Origin of the sequence: Erwinia sp. Eh17-17 (genome assembly GCF_039675725.1) — a bacterium.
Taxonomy (GTDB): Bacteria; Pseudomonadota; Gammaproteobacteria; order Enterobacterales; family Enterobacteriaceae; genus Erwinia.
This window is the reverse complement of the sequence record NZ_JBDFQT010000014.1, coordinates 44,971-68,010: the sequence shown is the minus strand read 5'-3', so window position 1 is coordinate 68,010 and position 23,040 is coordinate 44,971. Positions and strand designations below refer to the sequence as shown.

The 23,040-nt window shown below is 58.5% G+C and carries 14 protein-coding genes; 3 read left to right on the top strand and 11 right to left on the bottom strand.

The window, feature by feature from the left end; translation table 11 throughout:
- From ABEH87_RS21060 to ABEH87_RS21050, 3 genes are all read right to left on the bottom strand, one after another.
- Positions 1-7,933: hemagglutinin repeat-containing protein (locus tag ABEH87_RS21060; protein WP_346579291.1), on the bottom strand; the 7,933-nt coding region annotated here is incomplete at its 3' end.
- Between the two features lie 69 nt (positions 7,934-8,002).
- On the bottom strand, positions 8,003-9,640 hold the full coding sequence (locus tag ABEH87_RS21055; RefSeq protein ID WP_346579295.1) for a ShlB/FhaC/HecB family hemolysin secretion/activation protein: 1,638 nt from the start codon (positions 9,638-9,640) through the stop codon (positions 8,003-8,005).
- 564 nt (positions 9,641-10,204) lie between these two features.
- Positions 10,205-10,762 (bottom strand): single-stranded DNA-binding protein, encoded by a 558-nt coding sequence (locus ABEH87_RS21050; protein ID WP_346579290.1) that lies wholly within the window; start codon positions 10,760-10,762, stop codon positions 10,205-10,207.
- 249 nt (positions 10,763-11,011) lie between these two features.
- Here ABEH87_RS21050 and uvrA point away from each other — a divergent pair, with 249 nt between their 5' ends.
- Together uvrA and ABEH87_RS21040 are read left to right on the top strand one after the other, a co-directional pair.
- Positions 11,012-13,840 (top strand): excinuclease ABC subunit UvrA, encoded by a 2,829-nt coding sequence (uvrA, locus tag ABEH87_RS21045; protein ID WP_346579289.1) that lies wholly within the window; start codon positions 11,012-11,014, stop codon positions 13,838-13,840.
- Positions 13,841-14,093: 253 nt separating this feature from the next.
- Positions 14,094-15,146, top strand: coding sequence for an NAD(P)-dependent alcohol dehydrogenase (locus ABEH87_RS21040; RefSeq protein ID WP_346579288.1), 1,053 nt, complete (start codon positions 14,094-14,096; stop codon positions 15,144-15,146).
- A 54-nt stretch (positions 15,147-15,200) separates the two neighbouring features.
- Here ABEH87_RS21040 and ABEH87_RS21035 read toward each other — a convergent pair whose 3' ends face one another.
- From ABEH87_RS21035 to dnaB, 6 genes are all read right to left on the bottom strand, one after another.
- Positions 15,201-15,518: an MmcQ/YjbR family DNA-binding protein gene (locus ABEH87_RS21035; protein WP_346579286.1), complete on the bottom strand. Its 318-nt coding sequence runs from the start codon at positions 15,516-15,518 to the stop codon at positions 15,201-15,203.
- Between the two features lie 2 nt (positions 15,519-15,520).
- Positions 15,521-15,940 carry a secondary thiamine-phosphate synthase enzyme YjbQ gene (locus ABEH87_RS21030; protein ID WP_346579284.1) on the bottom strand — a complete coding sequence of 140 codons (420 nt, stop codon included), beginning with the start codon at positions 15,938-15,940 and terminating at the stop codon, positions 15,521-15,523.
- A 105-nt stretch (positions 15,941-16,045) separates the two neighbouring features.
- Positions 16,046-17,239: an amino acid aminotransferase gene (locus ABEH87_RS21025; protein WP_346579282.1), complete on the bottom strand. Its 1,194-nt coding sequence runs from the start codon at positions 17,237-17,239 to the stop codon at positions 16,046-16,048.
- 74 nt (positions 17,240-17,313) lie between these two features.
- A complete protein-coding gene (locus tag ABEH87_RS21020) occupies positions 17,314-17,931 on the bottom strand; it encodes a YitT family protein (protein WP_346579281.1) in 618 nt (205 codons plus the stop codon).
- Between the two features lie 255 nt (positions 17,932-18,186).
- Entirely contained in the window at positions 18,187-18,666 is a 480-nt protein-coding gene (locus ABEH87_RS21015) for an Lrp/AsnC family transcriptional regulator (protein ID WP_346579279.1), read from the bottom strand.
- A gap of 160 nt (positions 18,667-18,826) precedes the next feature.
- Positions 18,827-20,242, bottom strand: a complete 1,416-nt coding sequence (gene dnaB, locus ABEH87_RS21010) for a replicative DNA helicase (protein WP_346579277.1) — start codon at positions 20,240-20,242, stop codon at positions 18,827-18,829.
- A 101-nt stretch (positions 20,243-20,343) separates the two neighbouring features.
- Between dnaB and ABEH87_RS21005 the strand changes: the two genes are divergently transcribed.
- On the top strand, positions 20,344-21,324 hold the full coding sequence (locus ABEH87_RS21005) for a quinone oxidoreductase (protein ID WP_346579275.1): 981 nt from the start codon (positions 20,344-20,346) through the stop codon (positions 21,322-21,324).
- A 240-nt stretch (positions 21,325-21,564) separates the two neighbouring features.
- Here ABEH87_RS21005 and pspG read toward each other — a convergent pair whose 3' ends face one another.
- Together pspG and dusA are read right to left on the bottom strand one after the other, a co-directional pair.
- Positions 21,565-21,795 (bottom strand): envelope stress response protein PspG, encoded by a 231-nt coding sequence (gene pspG, locus ABEH87_RS21000; RefSeq protein ID WP_346579274.1) that lies wholly within the window; start codon positions 21,793-21,795, stop codon positions 21,565-21,567.
- A 158-nt stretch (positions 21,796-21,953) separates the two neighbouring features.
- A complete protein-coding gene (gene dusA / locus ABEH87_RS20995; protein ID WP_346579272.1) occupies positions 21,954-22,949 on the bottom strand; it encodes a tRNA dihydrouridine(20/20a) synthase DusA in 996 nt (331 codons plus the stop codon).
- Between the last annotated feature and the right edge of the window lie 91 nt (positions 22,950-23,040).

Sequence of the window (23,040 nt, the reverse complement as noted above, 5' to 3'; positions counted from 1 at the left end):
TTAGCAGATTAGACCCTACCGGACCGCCGCTGTTAAAGCCCGCGCTCTGATGTTCGGTTTTATAGTGCGCCTGATTATCAATGTCTGACCAGCCCAGCGTGCCGGTATCCAGGCGATTTTTATCCGCTGCGCCCGTCGAGGATATCACCGCCCCGTCCAGTTGGGTGTGATCACCCACCCTGATGTCATAACCCCCGCCGCCCGCAAACAGCCCGGTCTGCTCCTTCACCGAGTCAAAATCGCTGTTCATCCTGTCGCGGCTGGCGTTCACGTTAACCGACCCGGTCATGGAGCCAAAGGTAAAGCTCCCGCCCGCGCTGGTATTCTGCTGCTTCGCGTCGTAGCTGTCGCTGTCCTGCTCCGAGGCCAGCGACAGGTTACGCCCGACGTCAGCCTTAATGGTTTCGCCGCTAACCTGCGCGCCTTTCAGGGTGGTGTCGCGACCACTGGTCAGGCTGACCGCGCTGCCCGCATCCAGAGTCGTCTCATCATGCGTCAGCCCGCGCCCTTTCTCATGCCCTTTACCCGCGTTAACGCTGGCAGAGACGCTGATGCCCCAGCCGCCGGAACCCACGCCAATCCCCACGCCAACGCTGCCGCCCTTGCTGCTGTTTTTGCCGTTGGTGCTCTCGGTGTTCTGCGCCGACTGCAGATGAATATCACGGCTGGCATCCAGCGTCAGGTCTTTCCCTGCCTTCAACTGGCTGCCCGCAATAGTAATATCACCGCTGTCAGGGCCTTTGTCTTTACCGGTGGCGGTAATCGACAGATTCTGTCCGGCATTCAGGGTGCTGCCCTGCGCCTGACTGCTTTGGGTGGTCGTCTCGCTTTTCGACGACTGACTACCGTAAGACAGGTTAACGCCAATGGTATTGGTCGCGCCTTTTTCTGCCCCTTTGTCATTTTTCGTCAGACCATTCGCCGCATTTTTCGCATCAGCGGCATCTGTTATGGCGTTATCGTGATTCAGGGCCTGAGCGGCCTGCGCACCGGACAGGACCGCTTTGGTGCCCTGCAACGTCTGCAGGCGTCCGTCGCCCTCTTTTCTGGCCTGCTGTGCGGTACTCACCGCCGTATTCAGCGCGCTGCCGACCGTGCCGGACAGGGCCAGGGTGAAGCCGCTCTGCTTCGACTCAAAGGTTTCCTTACGCGTACGCTGATCGTAGCCGGGGTCAATCTGTACGCTGTCGCCGGTGATGGACAGGTCTTTACCCGCCACCAGGTCGGCACCGCCGATATGGGCGCGATTACCTGCGGTAATGCTGACATTCCCCTGGCTGCTGCCCACGGTGCTGACGCTCTGGCTCTGCGTGGTGCCCTTTTCGTCGATTTCATGTTTGCTCGACTGCTTGCCAATCGTGAAGCCGATGCCGCCGCTGCCCATCAGCCCGCTCTTTTTCTTCTCTTCCAGACTGTAATGGGTATCGGTCTCGGTAGCGGCCACGATGTCAACGTTATGACCAGCCTGCAGGCTGACATCATGGTCAGCGGCGATGGACGAGCCTTGTACCATCAGGTCTTTACCGGCGCTGACGCTGACGCTATCCCCGCTGAGCAACGTACCCTGTTCGCGGGTCGTGCGGTCGTCTTTTATCGTGTGGCTGCTGCTTTTTTTCAGGAACCCTTTTTTCTGGCTGCGCTCCTCGGAGAACTGCGACTCGCGGTCCGTCGCGCTGTTAATCAGCACATCCTGTTTTGCCTGTAACGCAATCGCTCCTTCTTCGCTGTGCAGAGTACTCCCTGCCACCGTAATATCGTTCTCGCGGGCAATAATCGTCACACCCTTCTGACCGCTGAAGGTACTGCCAGCGCCGCTGTCGCGCACCGTTTCCACCTCACGATGGCTTTTGGTTTTACCTTCGCGCTTGTTTTCACTGTCCCGATCGATGGTGACCTGACGCGCCTCTTTAATCGTCACGTCCTGCGCACTCACGCCCACGCGCCCCTGCTGGCTGTCAACCTGTGCCCCTTCCACCAGCAGATTTTTACCGGCCACTACCGTCACCCCCTGGTCACCGCCCAGAGTGCTGACCAGCAGACGATCTTCCTGACGGCTGTTGCTGACCGAAGAGGTGCGGCTGTTCGCCGTCAGATGGGTGGTATTGGTGGTGGTTTCCGCCTGGAGTTTAACGTCCCCGCCCGCCTGTACCTGGGTGTTGCCACCGGCTCTTGCCTGGCTGCCCTGCAGGGTGATGTCCTGCCCGGCGCTGAGGTTAAGATGACCTCCGGCATTCAGCGTACTGCCCTGTGCCTGCTGCCACTCGCCGCTGACCTGTGCCATGCGCTTGCCCGCTTCTTCCATGCCTGCGCTGGTACGGTTGCCCATCGCCCCGGATATCACCTCCAGACTGGCGGTGTGGCTGCTGCGGGCCGCACCGATATCCAGACTGTTTTGTGCACTGAGGCTGAGGTTCTGCGTGGCATCCAGCTTCGCGCCCCGCAGTTTCACATCGGTGCCGCTCAGACTGATATCACTGGCGGTCATTGAGGCCTGACGCAGCGCATCCTGCAGATTGGTGCTTAACGTCAGGCTGGCCGCCTGCACGTTGATACTGTCGGCGCGGATATCGCCCCCCTGGTGCAGGAAGCGGTCAGCGTCAATCTTCAGCGTCTGGTCGGACACCAGATTACCGGCATTGCTGAGGCTGCCGGCGGAGAGTTGCAGGTCTCCCCCGGCAATCAGCGCACCATCCCCGGACAAACGCAGAGTGGTATTGGCCAGGTAAACTTTAGGCACCCAGACCGTCTGCGGACCGGCGGCGCTGTCCACTGTCTCACTCACCAGCCAGACGACGTCCTGTTCCAGCGCGGCGATCTGCGCCGGGGTCATTGCCACGCCCGGCACCAGGTGAAAGTCCTGCGCCACTTTGCTGCCGTTATTCATCAGGCTCTGGTATTGCGCCATCGCATCTTCACCCTTCACCGATGGCCGCCCGGTCAGTGCCAGTATCTGCTCACGCACCAGACGCTGCTCGTAGAAGCCGTCGCCCAGGCGTTTTACCACCAGGGCAGGATCGTATCCCACCCGATCCAGCAGATAATCACTGCTGATAAATTGACTGCGGCTGGTAAAGCGCTCGTCGGTCACAATCAGGAAGGGGCTGCCGGGGGCGGTATTCTGGCGGAACAGACCGTTATTTGGGATCGACATTGCCACCCGGTCAAGGTGCTGCTTATCGGTCAGCGCCAGCTCACCCGGCGTGAGGGGCTGCGTACCGTCGACGTTAACGCCCAGCGGATTACGCTGCCACTCTGCGCGTTCGGCCTCTGCGGCCTGCTGTGCGCCAGCAACGCTGCTGATTTGCGCCTGGCCGACCGTTACGTTCTCAATGTCAGTACCCTGAATAGTGACACGACCATTGCCGGTCATGATGGCGTCAATGGTGGTCAGCGCCGTGGTGTCGTCACGGTTAAAGGTGGGGTGCCAGTGGTGAGTATCACGATCGTAATGATCGACAATATACTCCTGACGCCGTTCGTTGACCGAATACCCTTTATTGACGATATTTTTCGCGCCCGCGATGTTCAGATCCCCGTTCGCGCTAAGGGTGCTGGCATCGTTGAGCAACTGCCCGGCCACGCGCAGCACCATATTACCGCCCGCCAGGATATGGGCGCCGGTTCCCGCCGACTCCAGCCGGTCACTGGTCACCGTTCCTGTAACCGTACGCTCACGTAAGTTGTTGTAGTCGCTGACATACGGCGCATCGGCAATATCGAGATGTCGTGTCGGATCCCACTGTTCCAGGCTGCCAATATCGTGCTCGCGCCAGACGGTGTTTTGATAGGGCGTTGGCACCGTTTCCTGACGGAAACCGCGCGTTTCATAGAATGTCATGGCATAGCTGCCATCGGCACCGGGCTTCAGGGCCAGATAATTGACCCACAGATCCGTCAGTACCCCTTTATCATTCATTACCCGAACCTGAGCGCGTTTGGCTCCGGCATCAATGGCCAGCAGGGTTCCGTAACGGCTGGTGCTGGCCGCCGCGTTGTCATTGAAAGTCAGCTGCTGGGTCGTTGGCGTCATGGTGTTTTTGTCGCTGCCCACACTGGAACCATAAGAGCGCCAGTAGTAGTTATAGCGATGCCAGTTATAATCGCTGGATTCTGCATTACGGGTGATTTCCAGCCCTTCGCGCAGGTTATCCAGACGTCCGGCATCCACCGCCACATCACCGTCAGCCTCTATCTTACTGGCGCGGTTCTCTATCAGGTCATCACTGCCAAGAGACAGGCTGCCGCTGCTGTAGAGCAGGGCACCATCCCGGTTGGTCAGGCGCTCGCGGGCCCGCAGATCCAGCCGCTGCGTGGACGCCATCACGGCGGCGCTGCCGTGGTTGTCGATCAGCCTTCCGCGGACCGTAATATCATCGCCGATCACGGTCGCAGGGTTGTCCAGCGTATCGACATTAAGCGTCATGCTGTCGGCTTCCAGCCGCCCACGGTTGATCAGCATTCCGGTAGTCAGCCGCAGCGTTTTCCCCACCAGCGATCCCTGGTTGGTGAAATGCTGGCTGTTCAGCGTCAGGCTGCCCGGCAGTAGCCAGTCAGTCAGATTGGTCAGTACGCCCGCAACGGAGAGGGTCATCATGCCGTTGCTGCTGAGGGTATCGCCCGTCCGGTGAGTATAATCCTGCTGAACGGAGAGGGTCAGCGCCCCCTGGCTGAGCAGCGTGCCGCCCTGGTTATTGAGGGTCCGGGTCTGCACGGTCAGCGCATCACCGCTCTGTACCACGCCACCCTGATTGATCAGATTCAGGGCCGGAGTGACGGCGCTGCGGGCACGCGGGTTGCCGTTCTGAACCGTCAGCGATTTGTTCGCCAGAATATGCCCCTGACGGTTATCCAGCGTCTCCAGCAGTGACAGCGTCATCGTCCCTGCGCTTTGCAGATTACCGCTGCGGTTATCCAGGGTACGGGCGCTCACCCCGGTCTGCGTGGTGCCCAGCAGCAGGCCACCGCTGCTGTTGTTCAGGCCGTCGGCCTCTACCGTCAGGGCGTTCTGGCTGCTGATTTGTCCCCGATCGTTATTATTCAACTGCGTCGCGTACAGCTCCAGCGCCTGGGTGGCGACCAGCTGCCCGCCCTGATTATTCGCGACACCGGCCTCAAGGGTTAACGCGCCACCGCTGTGTATTTTGCCCTTCTGGTTATTCAGCGTATCAACATGATAATCCCCCCGCTTCTGGCCGATCAGCATGCCGTCGGGGTTGTCGAGCTGCTGCGCACTCAGCGTCAGCCCACCGCCGCTGCTGAAGACGCCCCGGCTGTTGGTGACCTGGTTCGCGGCGATCTGCTGATCGCCGTTGCTGCGTACCGTGCCGTCGGTATTATTCAGCAGAGTCAGGACATTCAGGCCAAGCTGCTGCTGACTCTCCAGCATTCCCCCCGTATTCTGCAGGGTATGGGCGGCAACCTGCATACTGTCACCGCTTTCCAGACGTCCCTGGCGGTTATCCAGCGCGTTTTTCACGTCCAGCTGCAACCGCTCTGCGCTGGAGATCACACCACTCTGGCGGTTATCAATGCTCTTCACCGCTGCGGTCAGCGCCTTACCTGCCAGCAGCTGCCCTCCGGCATTATTCAGGTCGCCGCTGGCGGCCTCTGCTGTCGCCCCCCGCAGGGAGAGTTGCCCCAGCGCGCTGATTTTACCGGCGCTGTTGTCGATGTTCTGGCTGACCTTCATCATCCAGTCAGCGCCGGAGATCAGCGTTCCTTTCTGGTTATCCAGCGTGGCGGCGGTTAGCGTCGCCCCCTGCTGACTTTGCACACTGCCGCCACGGTTAACAAACTGGCCGCCGTCAGCCGACCAGCTGCCCTGGGTGCCCATCCATCCCTGGGTATTGAAAATATCGCCCGCGCTGAGGGTCTGCGTCAGCCTGCTGAAGATACGTCCGCCGCTGTTATCCAGCGCCCTGGTGAACTGCATATCCAGGCTATCCAGCGACTGAAGGGTTCCCTGCCCGTTGAGCAGGCTGTCGGCGCGTATCTGCGTGGCCCCGTTCGCCGTCAGCGTCCCGCTCTGGTTATCAATAGCGCCTGCTGCGCCCACGGCCATTGCGCCACCCGCCAGCAGTTTGCCCCCGGCGTTGTTAATCTCTTTTTTAGCGGTGATGTTCAGCGCGGACTGACTCTGTAGCGTGCCTTTCTGATTATCCAGCCTGCCGGCCGTCAGCGTCAGGCCGCCGTTGCTGCCCAGTGCGCCGCTGTGGTTGTCCAGCAGGCCAGTGACCTGCCAGCGCTGCGCCGTGCTGCCCAGCGCCACCAGCCGACCGTGCTGATTGGTCAGCGCGCCGGCGCTCAGGCTGAGGTCGTGGACCTCGATGCTGCCGTCGGTATTATCCAGCAGACCGGACAGGGCAAAACGGCTTTCACCCTCGCCAGTCTGGGACCAGACGCCCCCCTGGCTGGACAGGCTGGCGGCGTCGATATCCCAGCGCCCCACGCCGATCTGCGCCTGCCGGGCCTCAACCGCCCCGGTGGTGCTCACCGCCAGCTCGCTGCCGTCGACTCTGGTCTGCTGCAAGGCGACGCCGCCCGTCTGCGCGTGAATGCTGGCACGGTGTGCGGCCAGCTTGCTCTGGCTCAAATCAACGCGCTGGCCGCTGAGCGTCACATCTTTTCTGCTCAACAGGCTGCCGCTGGCGCGAATATCGCCCTGGCTGGTGAGGGTCAGGTCAGCTTCCTGCGTTAACTTACTGTTAATATCGCTGCCCGCCAGCAGGTTGCCACTGCTGGTTATATCGCGTTTCGCTTGCAACCTGACGTTGCCCGCTGCCGCCAGCGTGCCGGATTGCTTCAGCTCACCTTCGCGACTTTCAACGGCAAGAGTGCCGCCGCTGTGCAGTTTGCCGTGATGTTCGATGGTGTCTCTGGCCGTCAGCCGGATATCCCCGCCCGCCTGCGTCACCGCATCCTGGCGGCCGGACTGCCAGGTGAGCTTCCCTTCACTGCTGACGGTCAGCGTTTTATCTGCCTGAATGTGGCCGCCCTGATTGCGAACCCCGACGCCCGCTTCCGTGCCGATCATCCGGATATGGCCGCTGTACATGCCGCCCATTTGCCCCATATCAATCGCCAGCTCAGGCGTTTTACCGTCGGTAGCCAGTGCCGTCACCGTTTTGCCATCTGCGCTGACGCGGTTGCGCCCGGCCACGACGTTAAGCCCCTGCCTGGCCCAGACGCCCGCATTCACCTCAACCGCACGCGCCAGCACATCAACGTACTCAGTGTCATGCCGGGCGTCGCCATTCAGTCCGCCGCCTTCAATACGTACGGTGCCGCGTTCAACCTGATATCCGGCCAGGCTGCCATCTGCATTTAACTGCGGTTTACCGGTGGTGATCGTCATCCGTCCGGCATTAATCGTGCCGCAGCCGTTACAGACGATGCCTGCAGGGTTGGCGACAATCACCTGCGCCCGTCCTCCGGCTACCTCAAGAAAACCGCGCAGCTCGCTGGGATTATTGCTGTTAACTTCGTTGAGAATAACGCGTGCCGGTGCCGAATCTGGGTTGAGGTTGGGGTTGCCCTGGATCATGCCTGCCAGCTGTGTCTGGGTCATCACCGCCGAGTTGTTGAGGACAGCCCCCCTGTTATCAACGTCGAACTGGCTGTACTGGTTATGTGATACCCCCGCCTGGTTGGGTGCAGTGATATTCACCTGCGGAAGACCGTTCTGGGTGGCAATCACCTGCGGGCTCTGACCCGCTGCCTGTCCATCGGCTACGATCCCTCCGGCCAGCGCCGGAACGGCAAACAGCGACAGTCCGAGCATCCATACTGCCCGGCGCACCGTGACCCACAGGCGCGGTGCCCCGCTGCCATTAGTTTGTCCCGGCTCACTGCTGCAGCTGCGGGCCAGTTCAGAGACCACACGAAGCTCCCCGTGGGTGCGGCTGAAGATAAGGCGATAACAGTGTTTGTTCATCAGTGTCTTCCTTGAAAAATACAGTCCGTCAGTGTTAAAGCGCAGATGCCGTCAGGGCGACAGGCAGCATTAAATTTCCAGGTTGACGCTGAAACCTGCCGTCGCACCTGAGGTGTGGAATTGTTCGGGTTTATACAGCGGAACGCCGGTAAACAGGTCATAGCTGAAGCGGCGCCACAGTGCCCCGCGCACGCCAATCGCGCTGCCCACCAGCTGGTGCCCCGCCAGATAGCGGGTGCCGGGGCCATCAACGCGGCCATAGTCCAGCGCAACGTAGAGTTCATGACCGCGCGACAGCACATTCCACGCCAGCTCATTGCGCCAGATCATCCCTTTTTCACCCGAGAGGATCTGCTCGCCGTCAAAACCGCGCACCGTGTAACGCCCGGCAATCGCCATACGTTCCTGAGGCGTCAGTGGGTTAGCGCTCCACTGCCCGCGCAGGCTGGTCGCGTAGCGCCACGGTTGCTCACCCAGGGTGAACGGCTGGTTCAGACTGATATCACCCAATGCAATCCCGGTGCGCGCGCTGCCGCTGTGAGTGCGCTCTTCGGGCGCGCGCAGGGCACCGAAAGCGCCGGTGCCGCGCCGCCAGTTGATATTCGCATCCAGCGTGGCGTTACCAGGATAGCTGCGCTGATTGAGCCCCAGCTCCCAGCCTGCCGTCCGGCGATGCTGCTGTTCAATATCAATACCATCGACGGCATTCGTGGAGTGTCTGCGCCAGACGCGCATATTCAGCGTGGTTTTATGCTGTTGATTGCGGAACAGCAGGCGGGATAATGTCAGCTGCACGTTGTCGCTCTTACCGCTGTAGCTCAACACCTCATTGGCGTTGGCGATATTCTGGTGATAGGTGTAGTTGTTATAGTTGGCGGCGAGCGCCCAGTAGCCGAACGGCACGGAGTAATTCAGGGTGTGAGAACGGTTGCCAAACGGGCCGTGCTCGAACAGGTCTTTACCGATGTTGGCATAAAACAGATCGTTCTGGGCGAAAGGCGCATCCACGGCCAGCGTGGCAGAGCCAAGGTAGCGGCCGGTGCTTTTGGAACCACTGTCATCCAGCCCCAGGCTGAGGCGCACCGGGCGTCCCTCTTTCCAGCTCACCAGCAGGTCGCTGGTCGCGTCCTGCTCGCCGGGCAGGATGCTGATGTCTGCCGTAGCGCTCGGTACGCGACGAAAGTTCTCTAACCCCTGCTCAATATCCCGCAGATTGAGCACATCGCCAGAGGAAGCGGGTACGGCGTTCCACATCCGCGCCCGCCAGGACACCGGCTCTTCAAAGCGAATGCGATCGATGCGCCCCGGCTGAACGGTCAGCGTCAGTACCCCGGTGGTCAGGTCCTGTTCCTGGGCCATAACCCGCGTGGTGACATAGCCCGCCGCCAGGATGGCATTCTGAACTTTATTCAGGGCCAGCACGATCCCCTGCGCGCCCAGGCAACGCCCCTGTGCCCCTCTGGCCGCCTCCAGTGCCCACTGAAAGCGCGCGGCAAGCTCGCCGTCCAGACGCAGGGTATGCAGGGTGAAACAGGGTTTTTCATTCACAGGATAGTCAGGCAAAACCGCCTCAGGCCGCGCCAGGCGCACGTCACTGTCCGGGGTGTTTTGCTGCTGGAGCACGCGCTCGCGGTCCTGCTGACGCAGTTGCTCCTGGGCATCGAGTGCCGCTCCATTTTGGGCGCTATTGTCGTGCCCGGCGGCCATCCCCTGGGAGGTATAAACCAGTGCCGCTCCCATAAGTACCGACGCCACTCTCCAGCCAGAGAATAAACGTGAATATAAAGTCATGTTAATGTAAATCCATTTAGTGAACATGTTACGGAATGTAATTTCAGCACATTATCCATTCAAATAAATGAAATGCAAGCCGGTAATCGGCGGTTTTTAATTATTCCCTCGCGGTTTAATCACCATTTAAATAAATACTCACGCTTATATTTACGCTATGAAATCAATTTAATATACAGCAGAAATACTTATACTTACCGCACAACAACAGGCTGAAATATCGCAAAAAACCACACATTGAGTGACAATCCAGAGGTGCAACCGATCCCGCGTCAGCGGGCGATGTCGCCGGTATGGAAACAGGAAAAGAGGGGGTTGAGCGAGGACGATGAAAAAAGCAGGAACAACGAGACAGAATAATTTGAGTTAAGAAAAGAAAATTACTCAATTAATTTATTCTGCCGCTTTCTTCCGATATTGCGGCGATAAAAAAACCCCGCAGTGCGGGGCTTTTTTTGACTCGTTGGCGAATGTTCCCAATCAGAAAGGAATATCGTCGTCAAAGTCCATTGGCGGTTCATTGTTGGCAGGCGCGTTGTTCTGCTGAGGCGCCTGCTGTGGACGGGACTGCTGTGCGCCGCCGCTAAACTGGTTGCTGCCGCCGCCCTGCGGCTGCTGAGGCTGGCCCCAGCCGTTGTTGTTGCCGCCGCTGCTCTGGCCGCCGCCTGCCGGTGCGCCACCGCCCTGACCACGGCCACCCAGCATCTGCATGGTGCCGCCAACGTTCACGACTACTTCGGTGGTGTACTTCTCAACACCAGCCTGGTCAGTCCATTTACGGGTCTGCAGTGCGCCTTCGATGTAAACCTGAGAGCCTTTACGCAGGTATTCGCCCGCCACTTCGGCCAGCTTGCCGAACAGCACAACGCGGTGCCATTCCGTTTTCTCTTTGGTTTCACCGGTCTGCTTGTCACGCCAGCTTTCGGAGGTCGCCAGAGTAATGTTGGCAACGGCACCGCCATTCGGCATGTAGCGAACTTCCGGGTCCTGACCCAGATTTCCGACTAAAATTACTTTGTTTACGCCTCTGCTGGCCATGTTGCTCTCTCCGGTTAATGTTCTTTCTTAAGTCTAGGCGCAAAATTCTATCATGGGCTACCCTGAGATCCTACATTTAGGCGCTGCCTCAAAAAACGCCTTATATCGTTGCACTGTTACATCGCTGCGCAGGGCACTCTACGCAAAACACTGGTTATCCATTCAGGTTTTTTTGTGCCATAATAATGCGTTTCTTTCTGGCCGTGCCGGACAGGCATGGTGAGGTTTGTGCTAATCCGGGAATTGTGAATGGATAAGATCGAAGTACGGGGTGCACGCACCCACAATTTGAAAAACATTAACCTGACCATTCCGCGCGATAAGCTGATCGTCGTTACGGGCCTGTCAGGTTCCGGCAAGTCCTCGCTGGCGTTTGATACGCTGTACGCCGAGGGTCAGCGCCGCTACGTTGAGTCGCTTTCCGCCTATGCGCGTCAGTTCCTGTCGCTGATGGAAAAACCGGACGTTGACCATATCGAAGGGCTGTCACCGGCGATTTCGATCGAGCAGAAATCCACCTCGCACAACCCGCGTTCCACCGTCGGCACCATCACCGAAATTCACGACTACCTGCGCCTGCTGTTTGCCCGCGTGGGGGAACCGCGCTGCCCGGATCATGACGTCACGCTGGCGGCGCAAACCGTCAGTCAGATGGTGGATAACGTGCTGGCACAGCCGGAAGGCCGCCGCCTGATGCTGCTGGCCCCGATCGTGAAAGACCGTAAAGGCGAGCACACCAAAACGCTGGAGAACCTGTCCAGCCAGGGCTATATCCGCGCGCGCATCGACGGCGAAGTCTGCGACCTGTCCGATCCGCCAAAACTTGAGCTGCAAAAGAAACACACCATTGAAGTGGTGGTTGACCGTTTCAAGGTGCGTGAAGACCTCGCGCAGCGCCTGGCAGAGTCCTTTGAGACCACGCTGGAGCTGTCCGGCGGCACTGCCGTAGTGGCTGATATGGACGACCCGGCCGCGGAAGAGCTGCTGTTCTCCGCCAACTTTGCCTGCCCGATCTGCGGCTACAGCATGAACGAGCTGGAACCTCGCCTGTTCTCCTTTAACAATCCGGCCGGCGCCTGCCCGACCTGTGACGGGCTGGGCGTACAGCAGTATTTTGACCCGGACCGCGTGGTGCAGAACCCGGAGCTGTCGCTGGCCGGTGGCGCGATCCGCGGCTGGGATCGCCGCAACTTCTACTATTTCCAGATGCTGCGCTCGCTGGCGGAGCATCTGAAATTTGATATCGAAGCACCGTTCTCCTCCCTGCCGGAAGAGAGCCGCAAGGTGATCCTGTACGGTTCAGGTAAAGAGAATATCGAATTTAAGTACGTTAACGACCGGGGCGATACCTCGGTGCGCCGCCATCCGTTTGAAGGCGTGCTGCACAATATGGAACGTCGCTACAAAGAGACCGAATCCTCGGCGGTGCGCGAAGAGCTGGCGAAATATATCAGCAACCGTTCCTGCACCAGCTGTAGCGGTACGCGTCTGCGTCGTGAGGCGCGCCACGTCTTTGTTGAGAACACCACGCTGCCGACCATCTCGGATATGAGCATCGGCCATGCGATGGAGTTCTTCCAGAACATGAAGCTCAGCGGCCAGCGCGCGCAAATCGCGGAAAAAGTGCTGAAAGAGATTGGCGACCGCCTCAAGTTCCTGGTCAACGTCGGCCTGAACTACCTGTCGATGTCGCGCTCGGCGGAAACCCTCTCCGGCGGTGAAGCGCAGCGTATCCGTCTGGCCAGCCAGATCGGTGCTGGCCTGGTCGGCGTGATGTACGTGCTGGATGAGCCGTCAATCGGCCTGCACCAGCGCGATAACGAACGCCTGCTGGAAACGCTGGTGCATCTGCGCAACCTCGGTAATACCGTGATTGTCGTCGAGCACGATGAAGACGCGATTCGCGCTGCCGACCACGTGATCGATATCGGTCCCGGCGCAGGCGTCCACGGCGGACGGGTGGTGGCGGAAGGGACCGTTGACGACATTATGGCGGTCACCGAGTCGCTGACCGGGCAGTACCTCAGCGGCAAACGCGGCATCGCCATTCCTGAGCAGCGCGTGAAAGGCGACCCGGCGAAAGTGCTGAAGCTGACCGGGGCCAGCGGTAACAACCTGAAGGATGTCACCCTGACCCTGCCCGTCGGGCTGTTCACCTGTGTTACCGGGGTGTCAGGCTCTGGTAAATCCACGCTGATTAATGACACCCTGTTCCCGATTGCCCAGCGCCAGTTAAACGGTGCCACCATCGCTGAAGCCGCGCCGTACCGCAACGTCACGGGCATGGAGCACTTCGACAAGGTCATCGACATCGATCAAAGCCCAATCGGCCGCACGCCGCGTTCCAACCCGGCGACCTACACCGGGATCTTCACACCGGTACGTGAGCTGTTTGCCGGGGTGCCGGAATCACGCACCCGTGGCTACACGCCGGGGCGCTTCAGCTTTAACGTGCGCGGCGGCCGCTGCGAGGCCTGTCAGGGCGATGGCGTGATCAAAGTCGAGATGCACTTCCTGCCGGATATCTACGTGCCGTGCGACCAGTGTAAGGGCAAGCGCTATAACCGTGAAACGCTGGAAGTGAAGTACAAAGGCAAAAGCATTCACGAAGTGCTGGAGATGACCATCGAGGAAGCGCGTGAGTTCTTCGATGCCGTCCCGGCGCTGGCGCGTAAGCTGCAAACGCTGATGGACGTTGGCCTGTCGTATATCCGCCTTGGCCAGTCGGCCACCACGCTGTCCGGCGGTGAAGCGCAGCGCGTCAAGCTGGCGCGTGAGCTGTCAAAACGCGGCACCGGTCAGACGCTGTATATCCTGGATGAACCGACCACTGGCCTGCACTTTGCCGATATCGAACAGCTGCTGCAGGTACTGCATCAGCTGCGCGACCAGGGCAACACCATCGTGGTGATTGAGCACAATCTTGATGTGATCAAAACCGCAGACTGGATTGTTGACCTGGGGCCGGAAGGCGGCAGCGGCGGCGGCGAGATCCTGGTGTCCGGCACGCCGGAAACCGTGGCGGAGTGCGAGCGTTCGCATACCGCGCGCTTCCTGAAACCGCTGTTGCAGGGGTAATGACAAACGGGCGAGGCATGCCTCGCCCCTACAGCCAAACATATTTTTCCCCGCTATTTGCTGCAATTTTCTTACAATCCCAACAAAATCTTGCAGGATCAGGCAAGACTTAGCGAGTTTTGGATATACCCCGATCCCCATTCCCTGACTATGCTTAACCTTCACTAATTTGTGGAGAAGGCGACGCTCGTCCCTACCGCCGGCTCCCGCCCTCACGGCCACTGCGCCACATCATCAATAACTGGAGAGACCAATGAATATTACGCATGCTTATGCAGCCCAGGACGCGAAATCGAAGCTGGCTCCGTTTGAGTACCAGCCACGCGAACTGCGTGAACATGATGTGCAGATCGAAGTGCTGTACTGCGGCGTTTGCCACTCGGACCTGCACCAGGCGCGCAATGAATGGCGCAACACCGTTTTCCCGGTAGTGCCGGGCCACGAAATCGTCGGTCGCGTCACTGCGGTGGGCGCACACGGCCATAAATACAAGGTCGGCGATCTGGTCGGTGTGGGCTGCATGGTTGATTCCTGTCGCACCTGTGACAGCTGTAAGGAAGACCTGGAGCAGTACTGCGAAGAAGGCTTTGTTGGCACCTATAACGGTCAGGATCGCATCAGCGGCGACATCACCTTTGGCGGTTACGCCACGCAGGTCGTCGTGCATGAGGACTTCGTGCTGCGCGTACCGGAAAACCTGGACCCGGCCGGTGCCGCTCCGCTGCTGTGTGCGGGCATCACCACGTTCTCCCCGCTGCACCACTGGGGTGTCGGTCCTGGTCATAAAGTCGGTATCGTTGGCCTGGGTGGCCTCGGCCATATGGGCGTGAAGATTGCCCATGCGATGGGCGCGCACGTGGTGCTGTTCACCACTTCGCCGTCAAAAATTGAAGATGGTAAACGTCTGGGCGCTGATGAAGTGGTGATCTCGAAAGATGCTGAACAGATGGCACAACATGCCAACAGCTTCGACTTCATTCTTAATACCGTTGCCGCTCAGCACGATCTGAACCCGTTTATCACGCTGCTGCGCCGCGATGGCACCATGACGCTGGTCGGTGCTCCTGAACATGACCATCCGTCACCGCAGGTGTTCAACCTGATCTTTAAACGCCGCAGCATTGCCGGTTCGCTGATTGGCGGCATTAAAGAGACGCAGGAGATGCTGGATTTCTGCGGCAAGCACAATATCGTCTCCGACATTGAGATGATTAACATCAATGAGATCAACGAAGCCTATGAACGTATGCTGAAAAGCGACGTGAAATACCGCTTTGTTATCGACATCGATACGCTGCGCGGGTAAGCGTCACGGGCGGACCGCAAGAGGGTCCGCCCTGCCTAAACCGGTTTACGTTCTTTAGCGCTGTACCTGCTGGAAAGATGCGTCCACCAGGTAGTAAATCTGTGAATCCTTCAGCGACCCGTCCAGCAGCACGGTGTTCCAGTGCGAAGGGTTCAGATGCTCACTGGGCTGCACATCGCTGTGCCGATCGCGCATCAGCTCCGCCAGCGCCGGGGTGCTTTTCAGCGCCACCGCAGGTCGTCCGTCCACCTCATACAGCATGGCAAACAGCACGCCACTGGCTTTAATCTGCGTCGCCTGCCACTCATCGTGTTCACTCTGCTCTGCACCGCTTTTCGCCATGCAATACGTCAGTAGTTCAGATACCTTCATGCTTAATCATCCCCCTGTAGCGTTGCCACTATACGTCGGGCGCCGCCGCGAACGCGGTGTTCACCCAGATAAATCCCCTGCCATGTACCAAGCAGCAGACGTCCGCGACTGACGGGCAGCAGCAGTGAGGTGCCCAGCAGCGAGGATTTAATATGGGCAGGCATATCATCCGCCCCTTCGTAGTCATGCTGATACGGCGCACTCTCCGGCACTGAACGCAGAAAGTGCTGCTCCATATCAGATCGGACCGTAGGATCGCAGTTCTCATTCAGCGTCAGGGAGGCCGACGTATGCTGCAACAGCAGATGCAGCAGCCCGGTCTGCACGTCGCTTAAGCGACGCAGTTCACCGAGGATCTCATCCGTGACCAGATGAAAGCCGCGCGGTTTTTCGTTCAGAGTGAGGGTTTGCTGATACCACATAGTACGACTCCTTAACTCAACAGATGCGTTAAGTGTGCAGCATGTGGCGAAAAGGTAAACCTGAAAAGGCAAAAACTGTGGCCGGGAAACTCCGGCCAGCAGTCTTTACATCACGGCAGCAAAGGCTTCAGCGACCTGATGGACGTTATTGCGATTCAAACCGGCCATGCAGACACGGCCGCTGGCGATCAGATAGACGCCGAACTCGTCACGCAGACGGTCAACCTGGGCGGCGCTCAGTCCGGTATAGCTGAACATCCCGCGCTGGCGCAGCAGGAAGTCGAAATTCCTGCCGGGAACCGCCTGAGTCAGCGCATCCACCAGCACCTGGCGCATATCGAGAATACGCAGGCGCATGGCTTCCACTTCAGCCAGCCAGCTGGCTTTCAGCTCAGGATTATTCAGCACACAGGACACCACCTGCGCACCAAAGTTTGGCGGGCTGGAGTAGTTACGGCGCACGGTGGCTTTCAACTGACCGAGCACGCGAGCGGCTTCATCAGCATCATCGCAGACGATGGACAGGCCGCCAACGCGCTCACCGTACAGAGAGAAAATTTTCGAGAACGAATTGCTGACCAGCGCAGGCAGACCGGCGGCAGCGATGCTGCGGATCGCATAAGCATCTTCCTCAATACCGCCGCCAAAGCCCTGGTAGGCGATATCCAGGAACGGGATCAGCTCACGCGCTTTCAGCACGGCGGTCACTTCATCCCACTGGGCGTTAGTCAGATCGGCGCCCGTCGGGTTATGGCAGCACGGATGCAGCAGAACGATGCTCTGGGCCGGCAGCGTGTTCAGTTTTGCCAGCAGCGCATCAAACTTCACGCCGTTGCTCTCAGCGTCATACCACGGATAGGTGTTCACCGTGAAACCGGCACCGGCGAAGATGGCGATGTGGTTTTCCCAGGTCGGATCGCTGACCCACACCTGAGAATTCGGGAAGTAGAACTTCAGGAAGTCAGCACCCACTTTCAGTGCGCCCGAACCGCCCAGCGTCTGAATGGTGGCAATGCGCCCGGCTTTCAGTACCGGATGATCCGCGCCGAACAGCAGCGGAGCGATGGCGCTGCGGTACGGCGGCAGCCCTTCCATCGGCAGATAGAGCGAGGCGCCCTGAGGCTGCGCGTTCAGCAACGCTTCCGCAGCGGCAACGGCTTTCATCTGAGGGATCACACCCTGTGCGTCGTAGTACAGACCGATGCTCAGGTTGACCTTGTGCGCACGGCTGTCCTGCTTGAAGGTTTCCATCAGGGAGAGAATAGGGTCGCCAGCATAGGCATCAACGTTTTGAAACACGGTGCAAGTCTCCATTAAATAATCAGTTATGTCCTGCGACGCCATAGCGGGCAGCGCGGTATATCCGGGCAGGGCTAGACGTAATAGCGGCCAGGGCGATGGTTCATGGCAATAATCAGATTCAGTACGACCGCACCGGCAACAGAGGCCGCGAGCATCCCGCGTGAAACCACAAACAGCGAGGCCAGCACCACGCAGGTATCCACCGCCATTTGCAGTTTTCCGGCGCGAATACCGTATCGATCCTGCAGCCATAAGGCCAGTATATTGATGCCGCCCAGGCTGGCCTTGTGGCGGAATAACACTATAAACCCAATCCCCATCACCACGTTACCGAACAGTGTCGCATAAAAGGGATCCAGCGCGGAAAAATGGATAAACAGGGGATGCAGATGGCTGAACAGCGAGACCAGCGCCACGGCAGAGAAGGTTTTCAGGGTGAACGCCCAGCCCATCCGCTTCACGGCCAGCCAGTAAAACGGGATGTTAATCAGGAAAAACGCCAGGCCAAAAGAGGCTTTGCTCAGATAGCTGATCAAAAAGGCAATACCAGCGGTGCTGCCGGTCAGCGCACCGGCCTGTTTCAGCAGCGTAACGCCAAAGGAAACCATTAAGGTACCGAGCACGATGGCCAGCACGTCTTCCAGCAGCGTATGGGGGATTTTTACAGGTTGTTGTACGACGTTATCCATCGGGTTGATTCTCTGGTGATAATGGCGGTATTGATGGCTCAATACGTAGCAAAAATCGCACCAGTCCGCTGGCCCTGAGCGCCACCGGACGGTGCCAGCGAATTAACCCATTGAATATAAGGCGCTTTATAACTCTATTTTGTGCATGAAAAGCGATAAACACCACCACTTCATGCACTGAAATTCATTTAACCGCACAGATTTTGCATTAACACCTGATTTCATGCACAAACCTGGTGCGCACCCTGCACTGTTTTAGCGCAGCAGGGTTTCGCTCACCGACATCAGGCCGTTCTCTTTCAGGCGGTTCAGCACTACCGAAGTTTTAACGTGCGATACGCTCTGGTGTCCGGCGACCAGCTGGCTGATCAGCGCGCTTAATCCGGCCAGATCGGCCACCGCCACTTTCAGCAGATAGTCTGCATCGCCCGTCGTTTTGTAGGCATCAACGATCCCCGTCTGCTCGGCGACCATGCGGTGAAAGCTGTCGACGTATTCTGCCGTATGGTTAATCAGACGGACTTCAATCAGGCCGATCATGCCGAGGCCGACGGCGTCCGGCGACAGGCGCGCATGGTAGCCGAGGATCAGTCCTGCCTGCTCCAGGTTAATACGGCGGCGGGAACACTGTGAGGCCGACAGCCCGACGATGTCACTCAGCTCCTGGTTGGTCAGGCGACCGTTGGCTTCCAGTAAAGTCAGTATTTTAAGGTCGTAATCATCAATCTGGGTCATCGTTCATCCATGCCGGTGTCTGGGTGCTGCTGACAGACAGATAACCGCATTTTTTACGATGTTGTCCAACACTATTTTATGATGGCCGGGGAGGGAGGAATGCGGCTGAGTTAAACCGTAGGGGCCGATCCTTTTTTCGATCGGCCCGTCACATCCGGGTTTATTCGTCGTCGTACTGCGGGCCGGCGTAGTTATCAAAACGCGACCACTGGCCGTTGAAGGTCAGGCGCACAGTACCGATCGGGCCGTTACGCTGCTTGCCGAGGATGATCTCCGCCACCCCTTTCAGGTCGCTGTTCTCGTGATAAACCTCGTCACGATAGATGAACATGATTAAGTCGGCATCCTGCTCGATGGAGCCCGATTCACGCAGGTCGGAGTTGACCGGGCGCTTATCGGCACGCTGCTCCAGCGAGCGGTTCAGCTGCGACAGCGCCACTACCGGCACCTGGAGTTCTTTTGCCAGCGCTTTCAGCGAGCGCGAAATCTCGGCGATTTCCAGCGTACGGTTGTCGGACAGTGACGGCACGCGCATCAGCTGCAGGTAGTCGATCATGATCATGCTTAGCCCACCGTGCTCGCGGAAAATACGGCGCGCGCGCGAACGCACCTCCGTTGGCGTCAGGCCGGAGGAGTCATCGATAAACATGTTCTTTTTCTCCAGCAGGATGCCCATGGTGCTGGAGATACGCGCCCAGTCCTCATCATCCAGCTGGCCGGTACGAATGCGCGTCTGGTCTACGCGCGACAGCGACGCCAGCATACGCATCATGATCTGTTCGCCGGGCATCTCCAGGCTGAAAATCAGCACCGGTTTGTCCTGCAGCATGGCGGCATTTTCGCACAGGTTCATGGCGAAAGTGGTTTTACCCATCGCCGGACGCGCCGCAACGATAATCAGGTCCGAACGCTGAAGACCCGCCGTCTTCTTGTTCAGGTCGTGATAGCCGGTATCGACGCCGGTCACACCGTCATGCGGGGTAGAATAGAGCGATTCGATACGCGCGATGGTAGCTTCGAGGATCTGATCGACGCTTTTCGGGCCATCATCTTTATTGGCACGGCTTTCGGCGATCTGGAAGACGCGGGATTCCGCCAGATCGAGCAGATCCTCGCTGGTACGCCCCTGCGGATCGTAACCAGCATCGGCGATCTCATTCGCCACGGCGATCATTTCACGCACCACCGCGCGCTCACGCACGATGTCGGCGTAAGCGCCGATGTTCGCCGCACTTGGTGTGTTTTTAGACAGCTCCGCGAGGTAGGCAAACCCGCCGACCATGCTCAGCTCGCCTTTGGTTTCCATCGACTCGGACAGGGTGATCAGATCGATCGGTTTACCCAGTTCCAGCAGGCGCTGCATTTCGCCGAAGATCATCCGGTGCGGGCGGCTGAAGAAGTCCTTCGCCACCACGCGCTCAGAGACATTGTCCCAGCGTTCGTTATCCAGCATTAAACCGCCCAACACCGACTGTTCTGCTTCCAGCGAGTGAGGCGGTAGCTTGAGACCTTCCATCTGGCGGTCACGCGGCTCGCGGTTTTCGAAGGATTTGTTGGTGGGTTTATTTCCTGCCATAGTGATGCAATACCAAAAATCTTGTGGGGGGACGCGCAAGTATACCCGTTTGCACCGTCTTCGTCCTCCCCACATTAGCGGCGTAATCCACAGGAGTGAACATGGCGAAACGTATACAAATCAGCCAGCACGGTGCACCGGAAGTGATGCAGCTGGTGAGCTTCGATCCGACCGATCCGGCCCCCGGTGAAGTGCAGGTTGAGAACAAAGCGATTGGCATCAATTACATCGACACCTACGTGCGCAGTGGCCTCTACCCTGCTGCGCTTCCTGCCGGTCTGGGCACCGAGGCGGCGGGCGTGGTAACGCGCGTTGGCCCTGGCGTCAGCGAACTGCAGCCGGGCGATCGCGTGGTGTATGCCCAGTCTGCTCTCGGTGCCTACAGCGAAGTGCATAACGTGCCGGTGGATAAGGTGGCGCTGCTGCCGGATGCCATCTCCTTCGAACAGGCAGCGGCCTCGTTCCTGAAGGGGCTGACGGTGCATTATCTGCTGCGTCAGACTTATGTAGTGCAGCCCGATGAGGTGTTTCTGTTCCACGCCGCCGCCGGTGGCGTCGGCCTGATTGCCTGCCAGTGGGCAAAGGCGCTGGGTGCGCATCTGATCGGCACCGTAGGTTCGGCGGACAAAGCCCGACTGGCGAAGAGTGCCGGGGCATGGGAAACGATTAACTATCGTGAAGAGGATATTGCCGCGCGCGTCAGCGAGCTGACGCACGGTAAAAAACTGCGCGTGGTGTATGACTCCGTCGGGAAAGACACCTGGGAGGCGTCGCTCGACTGCCTGCAGCGGCGCGGGCTGATGGTCAGCTTTGGCAACTCATCCGGCCCGGTGAGCGGCGTCAATCTGGGGATCCTCAATCAGAAAGGGTCGTTGTATGTCACCCGGCCCTCGCTCAATGGGTACATCACCACGCGTGAAGCCCTGTTACAGGCCAGTAGTGAGCTGTTTTCACTGATCGCCAGCGGCGCGATTAAGGTCGATGTGCCGCAGGGGCAGAAATTTGCGCTGGCGGATGCCCAGCACGCGCACCGGGTACTGGAAGGGCGCGGTACTCAGGGGTCGAGTTTGTTAATTCCGTAGTCAGCGCAACGCAAAAAAATGGGGCCTCCTTGCGGAAGCCCCTTTTCGTTTCTTTCTTTTTTATAGTTCGCACTGAGTGTAGGGTCAGCGGCGATGAATACGTTTTGATTCAGTGAATCCATCCTGGCAGAATTCATAAGTAAAAAATATGTTTAATTGAGAAATTGAAGTTAACAATTTCACATGATGTGATCCACCCCGCATTACTCCACTAAAACCCCAGACAACTCATTGATATCATCAAGATAACCACGGTTTATCCGCTGCTCCAGGCTTGCGAAATGCGCGATAAAGCCAGACGGCAACCACCGCCAGCACCAGCCATGGCAACATTTTTATAACAACAGCGAACAACCCGCCGATGAACATCACCACGGTGGCCACCAGCAGCGCCGCAATGATGCCCAACAGCGAAATGCCGGTCAGTAACAGCATCATAAAAAAGCCAATGACGAACAGGATCTCTGACATGTTGATACGCTCCAGAATAAGGGACTCTGAAGGAGTTATTACAAGAATCGTGCCAGCGGCACAGAAAATTTAACGCATTGAAAAGTATAGTGAAGCATTCACCAGACTAATCGCTACCCTGGTGAATTTCATCACTATCTGGTGAATGTTTGACGAGTTTAAACGCTGGCAGGAACTTTATCTGCGACCAGCAGCAGGGCTTTCTCCACGACATCGACGCCTGCGCCCGCTTTGTGAGCGTTTTCGCTCAGGTAACGACGCCACTGGCGTGCGCCAGGGATCCCCTGGAACAGACCCAGCATATGGCGTGTGACGTGACCGAGGTAAGTCCCCTGCGTCAGCTCGCGCTCAATGTACGGGTACATCGCACGAACCACCGCCACGGAGTCAGCCACCGGCGCGCTGCTGCCGAAAATCGTCTGGTCCACCTGCGCCAGCAGGCCAGGGTTCTGATAGGCTTCGCGGCCCATCATCACGCCGTCCAGATGCTGTAAATGGCACCGGGCTTCCTCCAGCGACTTCACACCGCCGTTAAGCGACAGGGTGAGCTGCGGGAAATCGCGTTTTAACTGGTAGACGCGCTCGTAGTCGAGCGGCGGGATTTCGCGGTTCTCTTTCGGGCTGAGGCCGGAAAGCCAGGCTTTACGCGCGTGAATAATGAACGACTCACAGCCGCCCTGCTCCGCAACGCGCTGAATAAAGTCGCAGAGGAATTCATAGCTGTCCTGGTCGTCGATGCCGATACGGGTTTTTACCGTCACCGGGACAGACACCACATCGCGCATCGCTTTGATGCAGTCGGCAACCAGCTGCGCCTCACCCATCAGGCAGGCACCGAAGCGGCCATTCTGCACGCGATCGGACGGGCAGCCGACGTTGAGGTTCACCTCGTTATAGCCGCGTTCTTCCGCCAGCTTCGCGCACTGCGCCAGCGCTGCCGGATCGCTGCCGCCCAGCTGCAGGGCGACCGGCTGTTCTTCGTGGCTCCAGGCCAGATAGTCACCTTTGCCGTGAATAATCGCGCCGGTGGTGACCATTTCGGTGTACAGCAGCGTCTGCCGGGTCAGCTGGCGATGGAAGTAACGACAGTGGCGATCGGTCCAGTCGAGCATCGGAGCGATGGAAAAACGGTGTGCAGGTAAATTTTCGGTCATGAAAAGCGCTAACTCTGTATCAGAAAGGGGGTGACGATATTGTGCGCAATGATAGCACGGCAGGGGGAGATCCTGTAGAGGACGACCTTTT

Coding starts and splice junctions, on each gene's coding strand:
- ABEH87_RS21055 (WP_346579295.1), bottom strand. CDS start 9,640: ATGGCCGCCGGGCACGACAATAGCGCCCAAAATGGAGCGGCACTCGAT.
- ABEH87_RS21050 (WP_346579290.1), bottom strand. CDS start 10,762: ATGGCCAGCAGAGGCGTAAACAAAGTAATTTTAGTCGGAAATCTGGGT.
- uvrA (WP_346579289.1), top strand. CDS start 11,012: ATGGATAAGATCGAAGTACGGGGTGCACGCACCCACAATTTGAAAAAC.
- ABEH87_RS21040 (WP_346579288.1), top strand. CDS start 14,094: ATGAATATTACGCATGCTTATGCAGCCCAGGACGCGAAATCGAAGCTG.
- ABEH87_RS21035 (WP_346579286.1), bottom strand. CDS start 15,518: ATGAAGGTATCTGAACTACTGACGTATTGCATGGCGAAAAGCGGTGCA.
- ABEH87_RS21030 (WP_346579284.1), bottom strand. CDS start 15,940: ATGTGGTATCAGCAAACCCTCACTCTGAACGAAAAACCGCGCGGCTTT.
- ABEH87_RS21020 (WP_346579281.1), bottom strand. CDS start 17,931: ATGGATAACGTCGTACAACAACCTGTAAAAATCCCCCATACGCTGCTG.
- ABEH87_RS21015 (WP_346579279.1), bottom strand. CDS start 18,666: ATGACCCAGATTGATGATTACGACCTTAAAATACTGACTTTACTGGAA.
- dnaB (WP_346579277.1), bottom strand. CDS start 20,242: ATGGCAGGAAATAAACCCACCAACAAATCCTTCGAAAACCGCGAGCCG.
- ABEH87_RS21005 (WP_346579275.1), top strand. CDS start 20,344: ATGGCGAAACGTATACAAATCAGCCAGCACGGTGCACCGGAAGTGATG.
- pspG (WP_346579274.1), bottom strand. CDS start 21,795: ATGTCAGAGATCCTGTTCGTCATTGGCTTTTTTATGATGCTGTTACTG.
- dusA (WP_346579272.1), bottom strand. CDS start 22,949: ATGACCGAAAATTTACCTGCACACCGTTTTTCCATCGCTCCGATGCTC.